The sequence below is a fragment of the Nonomuraea sp. NPDC049725 genome, from assembly GCF_040674795.1.
Lineage (GTDB): Bacteria > Actinomycetota > Actinomycetes > Streptosporangiales > Streptosporangiaceae > Nonomuraea > Nonomuraea ceibae.
Genome location: NZ_JBFANJ010000009.1, coordinates 30,251 through 44,712 on the forward strand (window position 1 = coordinate 30,251; position 14,462 = coordinate 44,712).

Below are 14,462 nucleotides of genomic sequence, written 5' to 3' on the forward strand. Positions count from 1 at the left end.
GTGTGCGCGACCAGGGTGGGGCTAGCCCCACCCCCCGACGCTAGGCGCGGCTGGCCGGCCGGGCGCGCACGTGCATCCGCTCGCCCTGGCGGCCGAACAGGCTGAGGATCTCCACCGGCTGGTCGTCGGCGCTGCCGAACCAGTGCGGCAGCCGCGTGTCGAACTCGGCGGCCTCGCCCGCCTTCATCACCAGGTCACGGTCGGCCAGCAGCAGCCGCAGCCGCCCGGACAGCACGTACATCCACTCGTAGCCCTCGTGCGTCTGCTGCTCGGGGACGCCCGGCTCCGGCATGATGACCATCTTGAACGCCTGCAGCGCCCCGGGCTGGCGGGTCAGCGGCAGGACGGTGCGGCCGTGCATCTTGCGCGGCACGGCGCGCACCCTCGGGTCGCCCACCTCCGGCGCGCCCACCAGCTCCTCCAGGGGCACCTGGTAGGCCTGGGCGACCGGCAGCAGCAGCTCGAGGCTGGGCCGCCGCTGCCCGGACTCCAGGCGCGACAGGGTGCTCGTGGAGATGCCGGTGGCCTCGGCCAGCGCCGACAGCGTCAGGCCGCGCTCGGCGCGCAGCCGTTTGAGCCGCGGGCCGACCTGGGCGAGCACCTCTTCGATCGCGGCGATGTTGTCCATGACGTCTCCAGCATCCCGGAAAGAGCAACAGAACTTGCCACATCCGGCGGCTCAGCGCAAGGTCCCCCGGAACGCGGCCGGGTCGAAGGCGCCGCCGAGCGTCACGGCGAGCCCGCGCCGCGCCGCGTCGGCGAAGGCGTCGCCGGACAGCCGCCCGGCCCCTTCGGGCAGCGCGCCGGCCAGCGGCCGGGCGGCCAGCATCTCCAGGTCGGTCACGTTGCTCCGCTCGGCGATCCCCGGCTCGGCCGGCCACGCGCCGATGACCACGCCCGCCAGGTCGAGGCCGCGGTGCGCGAGCGCCTCCAGCGTCAGCGCGGTGTGGTTGAGCGTGCCGCGCCCGGCCGGGGCCACCACGAGCACCGGCGCGCCCAGCAGCCTGGCCAGGTCGGCGATCGTCGCGCCGTCCTCGTCGTAGCGCACCAGCAGCCCGCCGGAGCCCTCCACGACGACCAGCCGGTTGCTCTCGGCCAGCTCGCGGATCCGGCGGGCGGCCTGCGGCATCGACACCGGGGGCAGCCCGGCGGCCCGCGCCGCGGCGGCCGGCGACAGCGGCGCGTCGAAGCGGGCGAACTCGAACGTGGTCGTCACCCCCGACATCCGGATGACCTCGTCCACGTCGCCGGGACCGCCGGGGGCGACGCCGGTCTGGGCGGGTTTCACCACGGCCACGCTCGCCCCCCGGCCCCGCGCCAGCACGGCCAGGGCGGCGCACACGACCGTCTTGCCCACCCCGGAGTCGGTCCCGCTGACCACGATCACGCTCACGCGGCCAAGCGTAGTCAGGGGCGGCGCAGCCTGGTGACGAACTTGTAGCGGTCGCCCCGGTAGAGCGACTGCGCCCACTCCACCGGATTGCCGTCGGCGTCGAAGGCGTGGCGGGTCAGCAGCAACATGGGCAGCCCCACGTCCACGCCCAGCAGCTTCGCGTCGTACGGCGTGGCGAGGACGGTCTCGATGATCTCCTCGGCGTCGGTGAGCCGTACGTTGTAGGCGTTGTGCAGCGTCTCGTACAGGGAGGAGTGCACCTCGAGCTCGCGGCGCAGGCGCGGGAAGCGCCGCGCCGACAGGTGCGTGGTGTCGACCGAGACCGGCTCGCCGTTGGCCAGCCGCAGCCGGTGGATGCGCAGCACGCGGCCGCCCGGGTTGATCGCCAGGCGGCGGGCCAGCGCCTCGTCGGCGGTGATGTAGCCGATCTCCAGGATCTTGGTGTCGGGCTCCAGGCCGGCCGTGCGCAGGTCGCCGATGTAGGAGGTGAGCTGCAGCACCTGCGCGACCTTGGGTTGCGCGACGAACGTGCCCTTGCCCTGGATGCGCAGCAGCCGGCCCTCCACGACCAGCTCGGTCAGCGCCTGCCTGACCGTGGTGCGCGAGGTCTCGAAGCGTACGGCGAGCGTCCGCTCGGGCGGCAGCGCGGAACCCGGCGCGAGCGTCTTGGTCAGCTCGAGCAGGGCCCGTTTCACGTCGTAGTACTTCGGTACGCGAGGGCCGTCGTCTGTCACGCTCTCACCTTCACTTCTGCCGAGCGCCAATCCGGGCAGCTCAGGCTGATGGTGAAGGATAACCGCTGCGGCAGGCCAGGCCGCAACCGCTGTGATGGTCTTCACAGCCCCTGACCCGCCCGAAAAGGCGGCGGCGGTTTGGCTGTTGGCCCCGACAGCACGCATGATGCACTCGTGCCGACTCTCAGCGACCTCGTCGTCCGCCACACCGCGCTCGACGGGGCGGATCTCGACTGGCTGCATTCGCTGGTCTCCGACTGGCAGCTGCTGGCCGATCTGTCGTTCGCGGACCTCATCCTGTGGGCGCCGCTGCTGGGCGAGGGCGGCTGGATCGCGATCGCGCAGATGCGGCCCACGACCGGGCCGACGGTCTACCACGACGACGTCGTCGGCACGGTGGTGGCCAAGGGCGAGCGCCCGCTGATCGACACGGCCTGGGACGAGCGGCGCATCTGCCGCGAGGGCGACCCCGACTGGTCCACGGGCGTGCCCGTGCGCGAGGAGACGATTCCCGTACGGCGTGCCGTCCCCGACGGCGAGGCCCGGTTCCTCGGGGTGATCCAGCGTTCGACGAACCTGTCGTCCGCGCGCACCCCGTCGCGGCTGGAGCTGACCTATCTGCAGAGCGCCTCTGACCTGGCGCAGATGGTGGCCGAGGGGCGGTTCCCGTTCTCCGGCGAGGAGCCGATCCTGGTCCGCTCGCCGCGCGTCGGCGACGGGCTGCTGCGGCTCGACCGGGCCGGGCGGGTGACCTACGCCTCGCCCAACGCGCTGTCGGCCTACCGGCGGCTGGGGCTGCACGCCGACCTGGTGGGGGCCGAGCTCGGCCGGGTGACCGCGACGCTGTGCTACTCCGACGAGCCGATCAACGAAGACCTGATGATCGTGGCCAGCGGGCGGGCGGCCAAGGAGACCGAGGTGGAGTCCGGCGGCACGATCGTGCAGCTCCGGGCGATCCCGCTGATCGTCGGCGGCGGCCGGATCGGCGCGCTGGTGCTCATCCGCGACGTGACCGAGCTGCGGCGGCGCGAGCGCGAGCTGATGACCAAGGACGCGACGATCCGCGAGATCCACCACCGGGTGAAGAACAACCTGCAGACCGTGGCCGCGCTGCTGCGGTTGCAGGCCAGGCGGCTGCGGGTGCCGGAGGGCCGCGAGGCGCTGGAGGAGGCGGTGCGGCGGGTCGGCTCGATCGCGATCGTGCACGAGACGCTCTCGCACGCGCCCGAGGAGTTCGTCGACTTCGACGACATCGCCGACCGGGTGATCGCGATGGCGGGCGAGGTGTCGGCGCCGGAGGCGGCGGTGACGCCGCGCCGGGTGGGGGCGTTCGGCGTGCTGCCGTCGCTCATCGCCACGCCGCTGGCCATGGCGCTCACCGAGCTGCTGCAGAACGCGTTGCAGCACGGCCGGCCGGAGCGGCTTCAGGTGATGGTGGAGCCGGGGCCCGAGCGCCTGCACGTGGTCGTCTGGGACGACGGTCAGGGGCTGCCCGCGGACTTCGACCTCGACAGTTCGACCAGCCTCGGGCTGCAGATCGTGCGCACGCTCGTCGAGGGGGAGCTGTCGGGCAAGCTGTCGGTCCTGCCGCGCGAGGGCGGCGGCACGGAGGTCACGCTGTCGATCCCGCTGCCCGCGTCATGAGCGCCAGATGAGCTGAACGCCGCGTCCCTTCGATCAGGGACGCGGCGTGGTCCTGGCGGACAGTCGATCGCACCAGGCGGTTCGGCTCGCTGCGGGTTTCAGGCGGGTCTCCTTCTGGCGGGCTCAGGCAGTCGCGCGGGCGCGGGCACGGGCACTGCGGCGCTTGAGCGCGCGACGCTCGTCCTCGCTGAGGCCGCCCCAGACGCCCGCGTCCTGGCCGGACTCCAGCGCCCACTTCAGGCAGGCTTCCATGGCCGAACAGGAACGGCAGACCTGCTTGGCCTCTTCGATCTGCATGAGTGCCGGTCCGGTGTTCCCGATCGGGAAGAACAGCTCGGGGTCCACGTCACGGCAGGCAGCTCGGTGGCGCCAGTCCATGCGTCCACTCCTTAGTAGATGGAGCCTGAGATGGGCTCCGTGCGGCATCCTTTGTGAAAGGTTTCACTAACCCGTGCGAACAAGTCCCCGGATCAGGTGAACCGGGGATGCCCGCGGACGGCGGAGGACCCTTGGGGGTTGTTAAAGGTCCTACGTTCCGACGTCAGTGTTGAGCTTTTCAGCCACGGAGAGTGCACGCAAGAGGGTACGGCCGAAGTTTTGGCGGTAATGGATGTCGGATGCGTCACACAATGACCGAATGTAACCAGCTAGACCAGAACTTGTAATGCGTTCGGGATAGACCGGAACGTTACGGATTCGCGTTCTCCCAGGTAGTCCCCGTCCAGTTGGAAGGCCACCGGGCGGGCCGCGGTGAGCGTGAACTCGGCCTCGTCGTGCAACTGGACGAGGTGCCGGCCGCCCGGAAGGCGCTCACTCTCCGTGAGGATGTGACGGATCACCGGGGCCAGCGTCAGCGGACCGATCCGGCGCAGCCCGAGCAGGTCGAGCCCCGTCTCGAACGAGGCCCACGGGGTCGGCCGGACCGGCCGTGTGCCCACGTACGTCCACGGCGAGGTGTTGGACACGATCGCCATGAACAGCCCCTCGGCCGCCGGGATGCCGGGACCGGTCAGCGTCATCGCGGGATGCCTCTTGTCCGTGGCCAGATAGTGCCTCAGAGCCGTGTTCACATACCGGCCAGGGGTAGCCTTCCGTCCCGCTCCGCGCAGGCCCTCCACGGCCCTTACGACCTCGGCGTCGTAGCCCATCCCCGAGCAGAACGTGAAGTAGCGGCTCTCGCCGTCCCACAGCGCCTGCCCCAGGCCCACGCCGCGCCGCCGCCCGTCGCGCAGCGCCTCCAGCACCGCGCCCGTGGCCTCGACCGGATCGTTGGGCAGCCCGAGCGCCCTGGCGAACACGTTCGCGCTGCCGCCCGGGATGACGACGAGCGCCGGGCGGCCGGTGTCGTCGCCGTCGACCGGGTTCAGCAGCCCGTTGACGGTCTCGTTGATCGTCCCGTCGCCGCCCAGCACGGCCACCATGTCGAACCCCTTGGCCCGCGCGGTGGCCGCGAGCATCGCCGCGTGCCCCCGGTAGGCGGTCTCCTCGACGCTGAGGTCCACGGCCGCGCCGAACGCCCGGATGAGCACGTCGCGGGTGCGGGCGTTGGTGGTGGTGGCCTTGGGGTTGACCAGGAGCATCGCGCGCATATGGCCAGCGTAACCGGTGGTGCCTGTCGATATTGTCGTGAAAAATCCCATTCATCGGGTGTGTACGGCGGCGAACGGGGCAGCGATGGCGGCGGATAGGGTGCGGGGTGTGTCGAAGCGTCCGTGGAGCCTGGTTGCCGCCGCCCTCGTCGTCGCCCTCGAAGGGCTGATCGCGCTCGGGCTGGGCGTCTACGTCGGGGTGGAGACGGTGTCCGGGACCCCGGCCAACCTGACCGCCGCGCTGGCCGAGGCCGCCTTCGGGCTGCTGATCGGCGCGGGGCTGCTCTGGGTCGCCTGGGGTGGCCTGCTGGCCGCCGAGCGCTGGGGGCGGGCGCCGGCCGTGCTCGCGCAGATCTTCCTGATCCCCATCTCCGTCACGCTCTTCGACTCCGGCCGCCCCGAGCTCGGCATCCCCCTCCTGGTGGTGGCCCTGGTCGGCCTCGTCGGCCTGCTCGCCCCGCCCACCACCCGCGCGCTCTACGGCGACGAGTCCTGACCTGTACGGGCGCGGCCACGGCGCCCATAATGCGGCCATGGGCCGTCTGGTCGTACATCTGACGAGGTTCGCCGGGGTGATCGCGCCGATCGGGGCAGTCGCGTACACGATCAACGCGATGACCAGGACCGGCGGCTACGTCACCGTCACGGTGCTGTCCCGGAAGGTCACCGGTGAGGTCCGGCGCGAGGAGAGCGTGCTGGACGTCTGGGGCTCCACGCCGGCGGAACAGTTGCTGTCACGGGCCGACGTGCTGCTCGCCGGGCTGAGCGCGGGAGTGGCCGCGCTGCTGCTGCCCGGGGTGCTGCGCGCCCTCACGGCGGGACGGCCTCTGGGGAGGGGGGAGGCGGCGCGGCTCGGCTGGATCGCCCTCGCGGTGATCGTGGCCGTCGTCGCCGGTCCCTGGCTGACCAGGACGGCCACGGCGGCGGTGATCGACCGGGCCGGGCTCGGCAGCACGTTCGCGCCGGCGTCCGGCGCCGAATGGGGCGCGGGCTGGCCGGTGGCCGCGCTGCTGCTCGTGCTCGCCGTGGCGGCGCGGGCGGGAGCGAGAAGAACGGAAGCGGCCGAAGCCGCTCCCGCGGGTTAGTCGTCGGCCGTCAGGCCCTCGCGGAGCTGGGCCAGGGTGCGGGCCAGCAGCCGCGAGACGTGCATCTGCGAGATGCCGAGCTCGGTGGCGATCTGCGACTGGGTCATGTTGCCGAAGAACCGCAGCAGCAGGATGCGCTTCTCGCGCGGCGGCAGCCGCTCCAGCAGCGGCTTGAGCGATTCGCGGTATTCGACCCCCTCCAGCGACTCGTCCACGATGCCCAGCGAGTCGGACACCGCGGGGGCGTCGTCGTCGCCGGAGTCGGGCGCGTCGAGGGACACGGTGGAGTAGGCGTTGGCCGACTCCAGGCCCTCCAGCACCTCCTCCTCGGTCATCTTGAGGTAGGCGGCGAGCTCGGCCACGGTGGGCGCGCGGCCCTCGCGCTGCGACAGCTCGCTGATGGCCTTCGTCAGCGAGAGCTTGAGCTCCTGCAGGCGGCGCGGCACGCGCACCGCCCAGCCCTTGTCGCGGAAGTGCCGCTTGATCTCGCCGACGATGGTGGGCGTGGCGTAGGTGGAGAACTCCACGCCGCGGTTGAGGTCGAACCGGTCGATGGACTTGATCAGGCCGATCGTGGCGACCTGGGTCAGGTCGTCGAGCCATTCGCCGCGGTTGCGGAAGCGGCGCGCGAGGTATTCGACCAGCGGAAGGTGGAGCTCGACCAGCTCGTCCCTGATGCGCTGGCGCCGAGGCTCGTCGGGGCCGAGCTCGGACAGCTCGGCGAAGAGCATGCGAGCCCGCACCCTGTCGGGCACGGCGTGTTCGCTGGTGGCCATGGCTCCAGTCCTTTCCGTCACGCCGGCCTCGCCGCGCCTCGGCGCTTACGCAGGACGATCGCCATGCGATCGGGGGAGTCGGTCACCGCGTCGACGTCGTCGGCCAGGGCGGTCAGCACCATCCAGGCGAAGTCATCGCGTTTGGGCGCGGAGCTCCCGACCGTGGCCACCTCGACGCGAACCTGCATCTCCTGCCCGGTCAGCTCGAACTCGGCCGTCAGGTCGGTGCCCGGCACGGCCTCGTTGAGCAGCATGGCGCACGCCTCGTCGACCGCGATCCGCAGATCCTCGATCTCGTCCAGCGTGAAGTCGAGCCGGGCGGCCAGCCCGGCGGTGGCCGTACGCAACACGGACAGGTAGGCGCTGTCGGCGGGGAGCCTGATGCTCACCACGTCGCGGATGGCGGCCTCGCCTGTCGCACGCGTCTCGGTTTCCTCGGTCACGTTCCTCCTCGCGTATACGACGCCTACTGCAACTTACCGCCCCCGGGAGGTGCTTGGCGGTTTCAGACTCGCCATCAGCGAAAAAGGCTCTGTGCGGGCGGTAGCCGCACAGAGCCTTATGTGCCGCTTTAGGCGGCCTTGGTCTCCCAGAAGATCTTGGAGATTTCGTCGATCTTGCCGAGCAGGTCCTCAGCCTTGGCCACCTCGACGGTGCCCTTGGCGCCCGCGGCCCCGGCCAGCTTGGTGGCCTCCCAGAAGAGCTGGTGCAGCTGCGGGTACTGCTCCAGGTGCGGCGGCTTGAAGTAGTCGGTCCACAGCACCCACAGGTGGTGCTTGACCAGCTCGGCCCGCTCCTCCTTGATCTTGATGGCGCGGGCGCGGAACACCGGGTCCTCGTTGCCCGCGTACTTCTCCATGATCGCCTTGACCGACTCCGCCTCGATCCGGGCCTGGGCGGGGTCGTAGACCCCACAGGGCAGGTCGCAGTGTGCGGAAGCGACATGCTTGGGTCGTAGCAGTCGTGCGAGCATCAGAAAATCCTTCCTTGATGCCGAATCAGCTTGGTCCTGTACCGACCTTACTCGGGTCCAAACGCCTGTGGAGGAGGGGGTCTCGGCGATGAGAGTGCGTGTCGAAGGGGATTCGATGCGGCCGGGTCTGGAGCCGGGAGACTGGCTTCTGGTGCGGCGGGGCGCGCGGGTGCGCCCCGGCGACGTCGTGGTGGCGAGGCTGCCCGGCGACCCGAGCCGGCTGATCGTGAAGCGGGCGCAGTGGCACGGCGAGGGCGGCTGGTGGCTGGAGAGCGACAACCAGCGGGCCGGCGGCCGGCGCGACAGCTGGGACTTCGGGCCGGTCGAGGACGTCGTCGGGCGGGTCGTGCTGCGTTACTGGCCGCTGCGGCGCCGGGCCCGGTAGGCGGCGACGTTGGCGCGGCTGGCGCAGCGGGCCGAGCAGTAGCGGCGCGAGCGGTTGGAGGAGGTGTCGAGGAAGGCCCGCGAGCAGCGCGGCTCCAGGCAGCGGCCGAGCCGGTCGGCGCCCAGCGTGGCCACGACCGCGGCCAGGCCCATCACCGCGGCCGCGCCGGAGTGGTCGGCCAGGTGCAGGTGCCAGCCCCGGCCGTCGTGGTCGGTGAGCTGCGGGCGTACGGGATAGCGCACGAGCAGCGCGTTGAGCAGGGCGGCCAGCTCCTCGGCGTCGGCCGCGGCGTCGAACACGGCCGCCAGCTCGTCCCGCAGCCGCACCAGCTCGGGCGGGGGAGCGGGATCGTTGACGAGGCGGACCGCCCACTCGGCGTAAGAGGTCAGGTCCATGCCGGAGTATTACACGAAAGGGCGGGGCGCCCGGAATCCCCGGACGCCCCGCCCGCGCTCAGCCCTCCGGGTGCAGCACCCGGTGCAGGAACGCGCGGGTCCGCTCGTGCTGCGGATCGCCGATCACCTGGGCGGGCGGCCCGTCCTCGACCACGACGCCGCCGTCCATGAACACCACCCGGTCGGCCACCTGACGGGCGAAGCCCATCTCGTGGGTGACGACCAGCATGGTCATGCCCTCCTCGGCCAGCTTGCGCATGACCGCCAGCACGTCGCCGACCAGCTCCGGGTCGAGCGCCGAGGTGGGCTCGTCGAACAGCATCAGGTCGGGGTTCATCGCCAGCGCCCTGGCGATCGCCACCCGCTGCTGCTGCCCGCCGGACAACTGCGCCGGGAAGGCGTCGCACTTGGCCCCGACGCCGACCTTCTCCAGGTTCTCCCTGGCGACGACCTCGGCTTCCTTCTTGCCCCGCTTCAGCACCCGCTGCTGGGCGATCATCACGTTCTGCAGCGCGGTCATGTGCGGGAAGAGGTTGAACTGCTGGAACACCATGCCGATGGTCCGCCGGACCTCGTCGATGTCCACGTCCGGGTCGGTGACCTCGACGCCCCGCACCCGCACCGTGCCCTTGGTGGGCTGCTCCAGCAGGTTCACGCAGCGCAGCAGCGTCGACTTGCCCGAGCCGGACGGCCCGATCACGCAGACGACCTGGCCGGTGCCGACCGTCAGGTCGATGCCGCGCAGCACCTCGTTCTGGCCGAAGTGCTTGTGCAGGTCCTCGATCTCGATGGCTTCGGTCATCGGGCCGTCCCCTTGCGCTTCTCCAGCCGTCCCGCCAGGTAGCCGAGCGGGATGGTGACGATCAGGTACGTCAGGCCGGCGACCAGGATGGGCGTGGCGTTGGCGTGCGTGGACGCCATGTCGTTGCCGAACTTCGTCAGCTCCACGAACTCTCCCGAGACGCCCAGGAACAGCACCAGCGAGGAGTCCTTGAGCAGGGCCACGAACTGGTTGGTCGTCGGCGGGATGACGATCCGGATCGCCTGCGGGATCACCACGGTGATCTGCGCCCGGGCCGCCGACATGCCGAGCGACCTGGCGGCCTCGGTCTGCCCCTTGGGGACCGCCTGCAGGCCCGCCCGGAAGATCTCCGCCTGGTAGGCGGTGCCGACCAGGCCCAGGCCGAGGATGGCCTGCCCGTACGTGCCGCCGGGCACCTCGAAGCCGGGCAGCGCCAGCGGCAGGAAGACGATCATCAGGAAGACCAGCAGCGCCGGCAGGCCGCGGAAGATCTCGATGTACAGGGTCGCGAGCCACCGGTACGGGCCCACCGTGGACAGCCGCATCAGCGCCACGATCAGGCCGAACACGAACGCGAACGCGAACCCGCCGACCGAGTAGATGACCGTGTTCTTGAGCGCGATCGTGAACAGCTCGGGCAGCATCTGCCCGGCCACGTCCGGCTGGGCGAAGTTCTGCGCCAGGCTGCCCCAGTCGGCGTACACGACCAGGGCGACGAAGGCGACGGTCAGGACGGCGTACTGGACGCCGCGGCTGATCCGCTGTCTCTTGCGGGGGCTGAGCCGGGCGCGTCCCGGCTCAGCCGTCTTCGGCTCGTCCGCCATGGGGTCAGCCCAGCTCGCCGGGCTTCTTGTCGAACCACTTCACGAAGATCTTCTCGTACGTGCCGTCCGACTTGGCCTTGGCGAGCTCCTCGTTGATGGTCTTGAGCAGGACCGGGTCCGCCTGCTTCTTCAGACCGAGCCCGTACTGCTCGCCGGTGTCGAGGCTGGCGATCAGCTCGAACTTCTCGGCGATCTCCGGCTTCTTCAGCCAGGTGAGCACGACCGGGAGGTCCTGGATGATGACGTCGGCCTGGCCGGCCTGGAGGGCGAGCAGCTCCTTGGCCGAGTCGGCGTACTCGGTCGGGTTGAAGCCCTTCTCCGTGGCGTAGGTGAGGCCGGTGGTGCTGGCCTGGGCGCCCAGCTTCAGCCCCTTGGCCTTGACGTCCTCCAGGGAGGCGGCCCCGGTGCCCTTCTTGGCCAGCAGCGCCTGCGTGGCGTCGAAGTAGGGGTCCGAGAAGGTGATGTTGGCCTTGCGCTCCTCGGTGATGGTCATGCCGGCGGCGGCCAGGTCGCACTTGTTGGTGGCCATGGCGGCGCCGCTCTTGATCACGGCGAAGTCGATGTCGACGATCTCCTGCTCGACGCCGAGCTTCTTGGCCACCAGGTCGACGATGTCGACGTCGAAGCCGACGATGTCGGCGCCCTGCTTGAACTGGAAGGGCTCGTAGGGGATGTTCGTGCAGACGGTGAGCTTGCCGGGCTTCACCAGCTGGGCGCCACCGGCCGCCGAGGCGCTGGCGGAGGTCGTGCCGCCGCTCGACGACGACTCGCTGCCGCAGCCGGACAGCGCCAGGGCGGCGGTGAGGGCGAGCGCGCCGGCGGCGGAGGCTCGGCGGTTCAAGGACCAGAGGGCCATGGGTGGCCTCCTCAGTGTTTATGCCAAGAATGTTGGGGTTTCGTGCAGTTTAGATGGGCTTTTGCAGCAGTCCGTCATCTGGTGAGCAACAATGCGTCAACAGAACGGCGTCGGCCCTGATACCAGGGCACGATCACCGGGTGTGTCCGTCTCAGCATGTGGCAGTATGGAGAAACGGGTGACCCCCGTAACCCCTCACCGAGACGATCTGACGAGGGGATCCTGGCGCCTACCGAAGCCAGCCCTCGTGCACGTCCGCCGAAGGTTCACTTCCGTCCGCCGACTTACAGGGGTCACAGTGACTGCCACACCCACATCTCTCGACCAGGATCCCGCCTTCGCCCTGCACCGCGGAGGCAAGATCGAAATCCGTTCCACCATCCCCGTCCGCGACGCCGGCGACCTGTCGCTCGCCTACACGCCCGGCGTGGCGCGCGTCTGCACCGCCATCGCCGAGACGCCCGCGCTCGCCGACGACTACACCTGGGTCTCCAACGTCGTCGCCGTCGTCAGCGACGGCACCGCCGTCCTCGGACTCGGCGACATCGGCCCGTCGGCCGCCATGCCCGTCATGGAGGGCAAGGCCCTGCTGTTCAAGGAGTTCGCCGGCGTCGACGCCGTGCCCATCTGCCTGGCCTGCACCGGCGTCGACGAGCTCGTCGAGACCGTCGCCCGGCTCGCGCCCTCGTTCGGCGGCATCAACCTGGAGGACATCAGCGCGCCGCGCTGCTTCGAGGTCGAGGACCGGCTGCGCGAGCTGCTCGACATCCCGGTCTTCCACGACGACCAGCACGGCACCGCCATCGTCACCCTCGCCGCGCTGAAGAACGCCGCCCGCCTCACCGGCCGCTCGCTCGGCGACCTGCGCGCCGTCGTGGCCGGCGCGGGCGCCTCCGGCGTCGCCGTCACCCGCATCCTGCTGGAGGCCGGCATCGGCGACATCGCCGTCTCCGACTCCAAGGGCCTCATCTACGACGGCCGCGACGGCCTCAACCCCGTCAAGCAGGCCCTGGCCCGCGACACCAACAAGGCCGGCCACACCGGCTCAACCGAGGAGGCCCTGGCCGGCGCCGACGTGTTCGTCGGGCTGTCCGGCTCCACCGTCACCGAGCAGGCCATCGCCTCCATGGCCGAGGGCGCCATCGTCTTCGCCCTGTCCAACCCCACGCCCGAGGTCCTGCCGGAGGTCGCCGCCCGGCACGCCGCCGTCGTCGCCACCGGCCGCTCCGACTTCCCCAACCAGATCAACAACGTGCTCGCCTTCCCCGGCGTCTTCCGCGGCGCACTCGACGTTCGCGCCACCGCGATCACCGAGAACATGAAGGTGGCCGCCGCCGACGCGCTCGCCGCCGTCGTCGGCGACGACCTCACCGCCGAGTACGTCATCCCCAGCCCCTTCGACGTCCGGGTCGCCCCCGCCGTCACGGCAGCCGTCGCCGCCCAGGCCAGAATCGACGGCGTCGCCCGCGCCTGACCTCGCGGCGTCCGCATCCGTCAAAACGAGCTCCGGGAAACGCCAAACTCTCTTTACTCGGCGTGCTATAAACATAGCTCTCTGTAAGGATGCGGGCGCCGGCTCCCGTTATGAGGAGAGCGATGGAACGCGAGCCCAACCGACTGCTACAGCAGCTCATCGCGGAGGCTGGCTTCTCCCACAAGGGACTGGCCAGGCGTCTCAACGATCTGGGTGCCGCCCGCGGCACCCCCGGGCTGAAGTACGACCACAGCTCCGTGCTGCGCTGGATCGGTGGCCAGCGCCCGCGCGACCCGGTGCCGTGCCTCCTTACCGAGATATTCGCACTACGGCTGGGCAGGCCCATCAGTTCTGAAGACCTGGGCATGCCGGCCATCACTACACCCCTCGATCTCGGGCAGGAGTTCACGCACACGTGGCAGGAGGGGGTCGCGACCGTGACGGCGCTGTGGCGGGCCGATGTGGAGAGACGAAGATTCCTGATCGACTCGACGTTCGCGATCGGCGCGGGCTCCGTGGGAGCCGTGCGGTGGCTGACCTCACCACAGGAGGGGCGCCCGAGCAGCTCGGGCCCCCGCCGCGTGGGGAGGGCGGACATCGCCGCCATCCACGAGGTCACCCGATCATTCGGTGAGCTCGACAACAGGTTCGGGAGCGGCAGGGTCCGCTCCTCCGTGGTCAAATATCTGGACACGGCGGTCACGCCGCTGCTGAAGGACGGCTCCTACGGCGACGCCACCGGCAGGCAGCTCGCCGCGGCCGCCGCAGAGCTCACCCGGCTGGCCGGCTGGATGGCCTACGACATGGAGCAGCACGGGCTCGCCCAGCGCTACCTCATCCAGGCGCTACGCCTGGCCAGGGGCGCCGACGACCACGCGCTCGGCGGCGAGATCCTCGCCGGGATGGCCCACCAGGCCATCTACATGGGCCAGCCGGCGCACGCGCTCGACCTGGCGCGCGCCGCCCAGCTCTCGGCCCGCCGCGCGGGCGTCTCCACGCTGGCCTCCTCGGGCCACGTCCTGGAGGCGCACGCGCACGCCGGGCTCGGCGACGCCCGCGCCTGCGCCGCGTCGCTGCACGAGGCCGAACGCGCCTTCGACACCCGCAACCCGGGCGACGAGCCGCGCTGGCTGGGCTACTTCGACGAGGCCTACCTGTCGGCCAAGTTCGCCCACTGCTTCCGCGACCTGGGGGAGGGCGAGCGCACCGTACGGCAGGCGCGGCGCTCCCTCGACATGGACGGGCGGTTCGTGCGCGGGCGGATGTTCAACCTGTCGCTGCTGGCCGCCGGGCTGTTGCAGTGCGGCGAGCTGGAGGAGGCGTGCACGGCGGCGAGCGGCGCCATGACGCTGGCCGGGGAGCTGCAGTCCGTCCGGTCCCGGTCCTACGTGGCCGACCTGCGCCGGCGGCTGGAGCCGTACAAGAACGAACCCGCGGTCCGGGCGCTGAACGAGCGGACGCGGGAGCTGGCGGCGGTCTGAGGTTTCGCCGGCCTGAGGTTTGCCGGTCTGAGGGAGCCCCCGTGCGGCGGG

18 protein-coding genes are annotated in these 14,462 nt (G+C 70.9%); 6 read left to right on the plus strand and 12 right to left on the minus strand.

The window, feature by feature from the left end:
• Positions 1 to 40 precede the first annotated feature (40 nt).
• From AB0J53_RS23545 to AB0J53_RS23555, 3 genes are read right to left on the minus strand one after another with little or no spacing between them, the layout of a single operon-like run.
• Positions 41 to 628, minus strand: a complete 588-nt coding sequence (locus tag AB0J53_RS23545) for a helix-turn-helix domain-containing protein (protein ID WP_219500846.1) — start codon at positions 626 to 628, stop codon at positions 41 to 43.
• A gap of 51 nt (positions 629 to 679) precedes the next feature.
• Positions 680 to 1,393: a dethiobiotin synthase gene (bioD, locus tag AB0J53_RS23550; protein ID WP_364175720.1), complete on the minus strand. Its 714-nt coding sequence runs from the start codon at positions 1,391 to 1,393 to the stop codon at positions 680 to 682.
• A gap of 14 nt (positions 1,394 to 1,407) precedes the next feature.
• Positions 1,408 to 2,127 (minus strand): GntR family transcriptional regulator, encoded by a 720-nt coding sequence (locus AB0J53_RS23555; protein WP_049569261.1) that lies wholly within the window; start codon positions 2,125 to 2,127, stop codon positions 1,408 to 1,410.
• Positions 2,128 to 2,301: 174 nt separating this feature from the next.
• On the opposite strand from AB0J53_RS23555, the gene AB0J53_RS23560 reads away from it, so the two are divergent.
• Positions 2,302 to 3,771, plus strand: coding sequence for a histidine kinase N-terminal domain-containing protein (locus AB0J53_RS23560; RefSeq protein WP_357590230.1), 1,470 nt, complete (start codon positions 2,302 to 2,304; stop codon positions 3,769 to 3,771).
• A gap of 123 nt (positions 3,772 to 3,894) precedes the next feature.
• Here AB0J53_RS23560 and AB0J53_RS23565 read toward each other — a convergent pair whose 3' ends face one another.
• A complete protein-coding gene (locus AB0J53_RS23565) occupies positions 3,895 to 4,149 on the minus strand; it encodes a WhiB family transcriptional regulator (protein ID WP_049569263.1) in 255 nt (84 codons plus the stop codon).
• Positions 4,150 to 4,418: 269 nt separating this feature from the next.
• The gene (locus AB0J53_RS23570; RefSeq protein WP_219500853.1) at positions 4,419 to 5,360 is read right to left on the minus strand and encodes a diacylglycerol kinase family protein; all 942 of its coding nucleotides are present in this window, start codon (positions 5,358 to 5,360) and stop codon (positions 4,419 to 4,421) included.
• A gap of 109 nt (positions 5,361 to 5,469) precedes the next feature.
• Between AB0J53_RS23570 and AB0J53_RS23575 the strand changes: the two genes are divergently transcribed.
• Both AB0J53_RS23575 and AB0J53_RS23580 read left to right on the plus strand, forming a co-directional pair.
• Positions 5,470 to 5,856, plus strand: coding sequence for a hypothetical protein (locus AB0J53_RS23575; RefSeq protein WP_364175726.1), 387 nt, complete (start codon positions 5,470 to 5,472; stop codon positions 5,854 to 5,856).
• 37 nt (positions 5,857 to 5,893) lie between these two features.
• A complete protein-coding gene (locus AB0J53_RS23580) occupies positions 5,894 to 6,445 on the plus strand; it encodes a hypothetical protein (protein ID WP_364175729.1) in 552 nt (183 codons plus the stop codon).
• Here AB0J53_RS23580 and AB0J53_RS23585 read toward each other — a convergent pair.
• From AB0J53_RS23585 to sodN, 3 genes are all read right to left on the minus strand, one after another.
• On the minus strand, positions 6,442 to 7,221 hold the full coding sequence (locus AB0J53_RS23585; protein ID WP_197093938.1) for an RNA polymerase sigma factor SigF: 780 nt from the start codon (positions 7,219 to 7,221) through the stop codon (positions 6,442 to 6,444). The genes AB0J53_RS23580 and AB0J53_RS23585 overlap by 4 nt on opposite strands.
• Before the next feature lie 17 nt (positions 7,222 to 7,238).
• Entirely contained in the window at positions 7,239 to 7,664 is a 426-nt protein-coding gene (locus tag AB0J53_RS23590) for an anti-sigma factor (RefSeq protein ID WP_049569269.1), read from the minus strand.
• Between the two features lie 128 nt (positions 7,665 to 7,792).
• Positions 7,793 to 8,194, minus strand: coding sequence for a superoxide dismutase, Ni (gene sodN / locus AB0J53_RS23595; protein WP_082310527.1), 402 nt, complete (start codon positions 8,192 to 8,194; stop codon positions 7,793 to 7,795).
• 67 nt (positions 8,195 to 8,261) lie between these two features.
• Here sodN and AB0J53_RS23600 point away from each other — a divergent pair, with 67 nt between their 5' ends.
• Entirely contained in the window at positions 8,262 to 8,579 is a 318-nt protein-coding gene (locus AB0J53_RS23600; protein WP_308125621.1) for a S24 family peptidase, read from the plus strand.
• Here the strand turns inward: AB0J53_RS23600 and AB0J53_RS23605 are convergent.
• Genes AB0J53_RS23605 through AB0J53_RS23620 form a run of 4 tightly spaced genes read right to left on the minus strand, consistent with a single transcriptional unit; the run spans position 8,549 to position 11,456 of the window.
• Entirely contained in the window at positions 8,549 to 8,974 is a 426-nt protein-coding gene (locus AB0J53_RS23605; RefSeq protein WP_219500863.1) for a CGNR zinc finger domain-containing protein, read from the minus strand. The two genes, AB0J53_RS23600 and AB0J53_RS23605, sit on opposite strands and share 31 nt — an antisense overlap.
• A gap of 58 nt (positions 8,975 to 9,032) precedes the next feature.
• Positions 9,033 to 9,776 carry an amino acid ABC transporter ATP-binding protein gene (locus AB0J53_RS23610; protein WP_364175732.1) on the minus strand — a complete coding sequence of 248 codons (744 nt, stop codon included), beginning with the start codon at positions 9,774 to 9,776 and terminating at the stop codon, positions 9,033 to 9,035.
• Complete coding sequence (locus tag AB0J53_RS23615) at positions 9,773 to 10,600, minus strand: amino acid ABC transporter permease (protein ID WP_364175736.1); 828 nt, start codon at positions 10,598 to 10,600, stop codon at positions 9,773 to 9,775. The genes AB0J53_RS23610 and AB0J53_RS23615 overlap by 4 nt, the downstream gene beginning before the upstream one ends.
• Before the next feature lie 4 nt (positions 10,601 to 10,604).
• Entirely contained in the window at positions 10,605 to 11,456 is an 852-nt protein-coding gene (locus AB0J53_RS23620; RefSeq protein WP_364175739.1) for an ABC transporter substrate-binding protein, read from the minus strand.
• Positions 11,457 to 11,754: 298 nt separating this feature from the next.
• Here AB0J53_RS23620 and AB0J53_RS23625 point away from each other — a divergent pair, with 298 nt between their 5' ends.
• Entirely contained in the window at positions 11,755 to 12,930 is a 1,176-nt protein-coding gene (locus tag AB0J53_RS23625) for an NADP-dependent malic enzyme (RefSeq protein WP_364175742.1), read from the plus strand.
• Positions 12,931 to 13,052: 122 nt separating this feature from the next.
• A complete protein-coding gene (locus tag AB0J53_RS23630) occupies positions 13,053 to 14,411 on the plus strand; it encodes a hypothetical protein (protein WP_364175745.1) in 1,359 nt (452 codons plus the stop codon).
• Positions 14,412 to 14,462 lie beyond the last annotated feature (51 nt).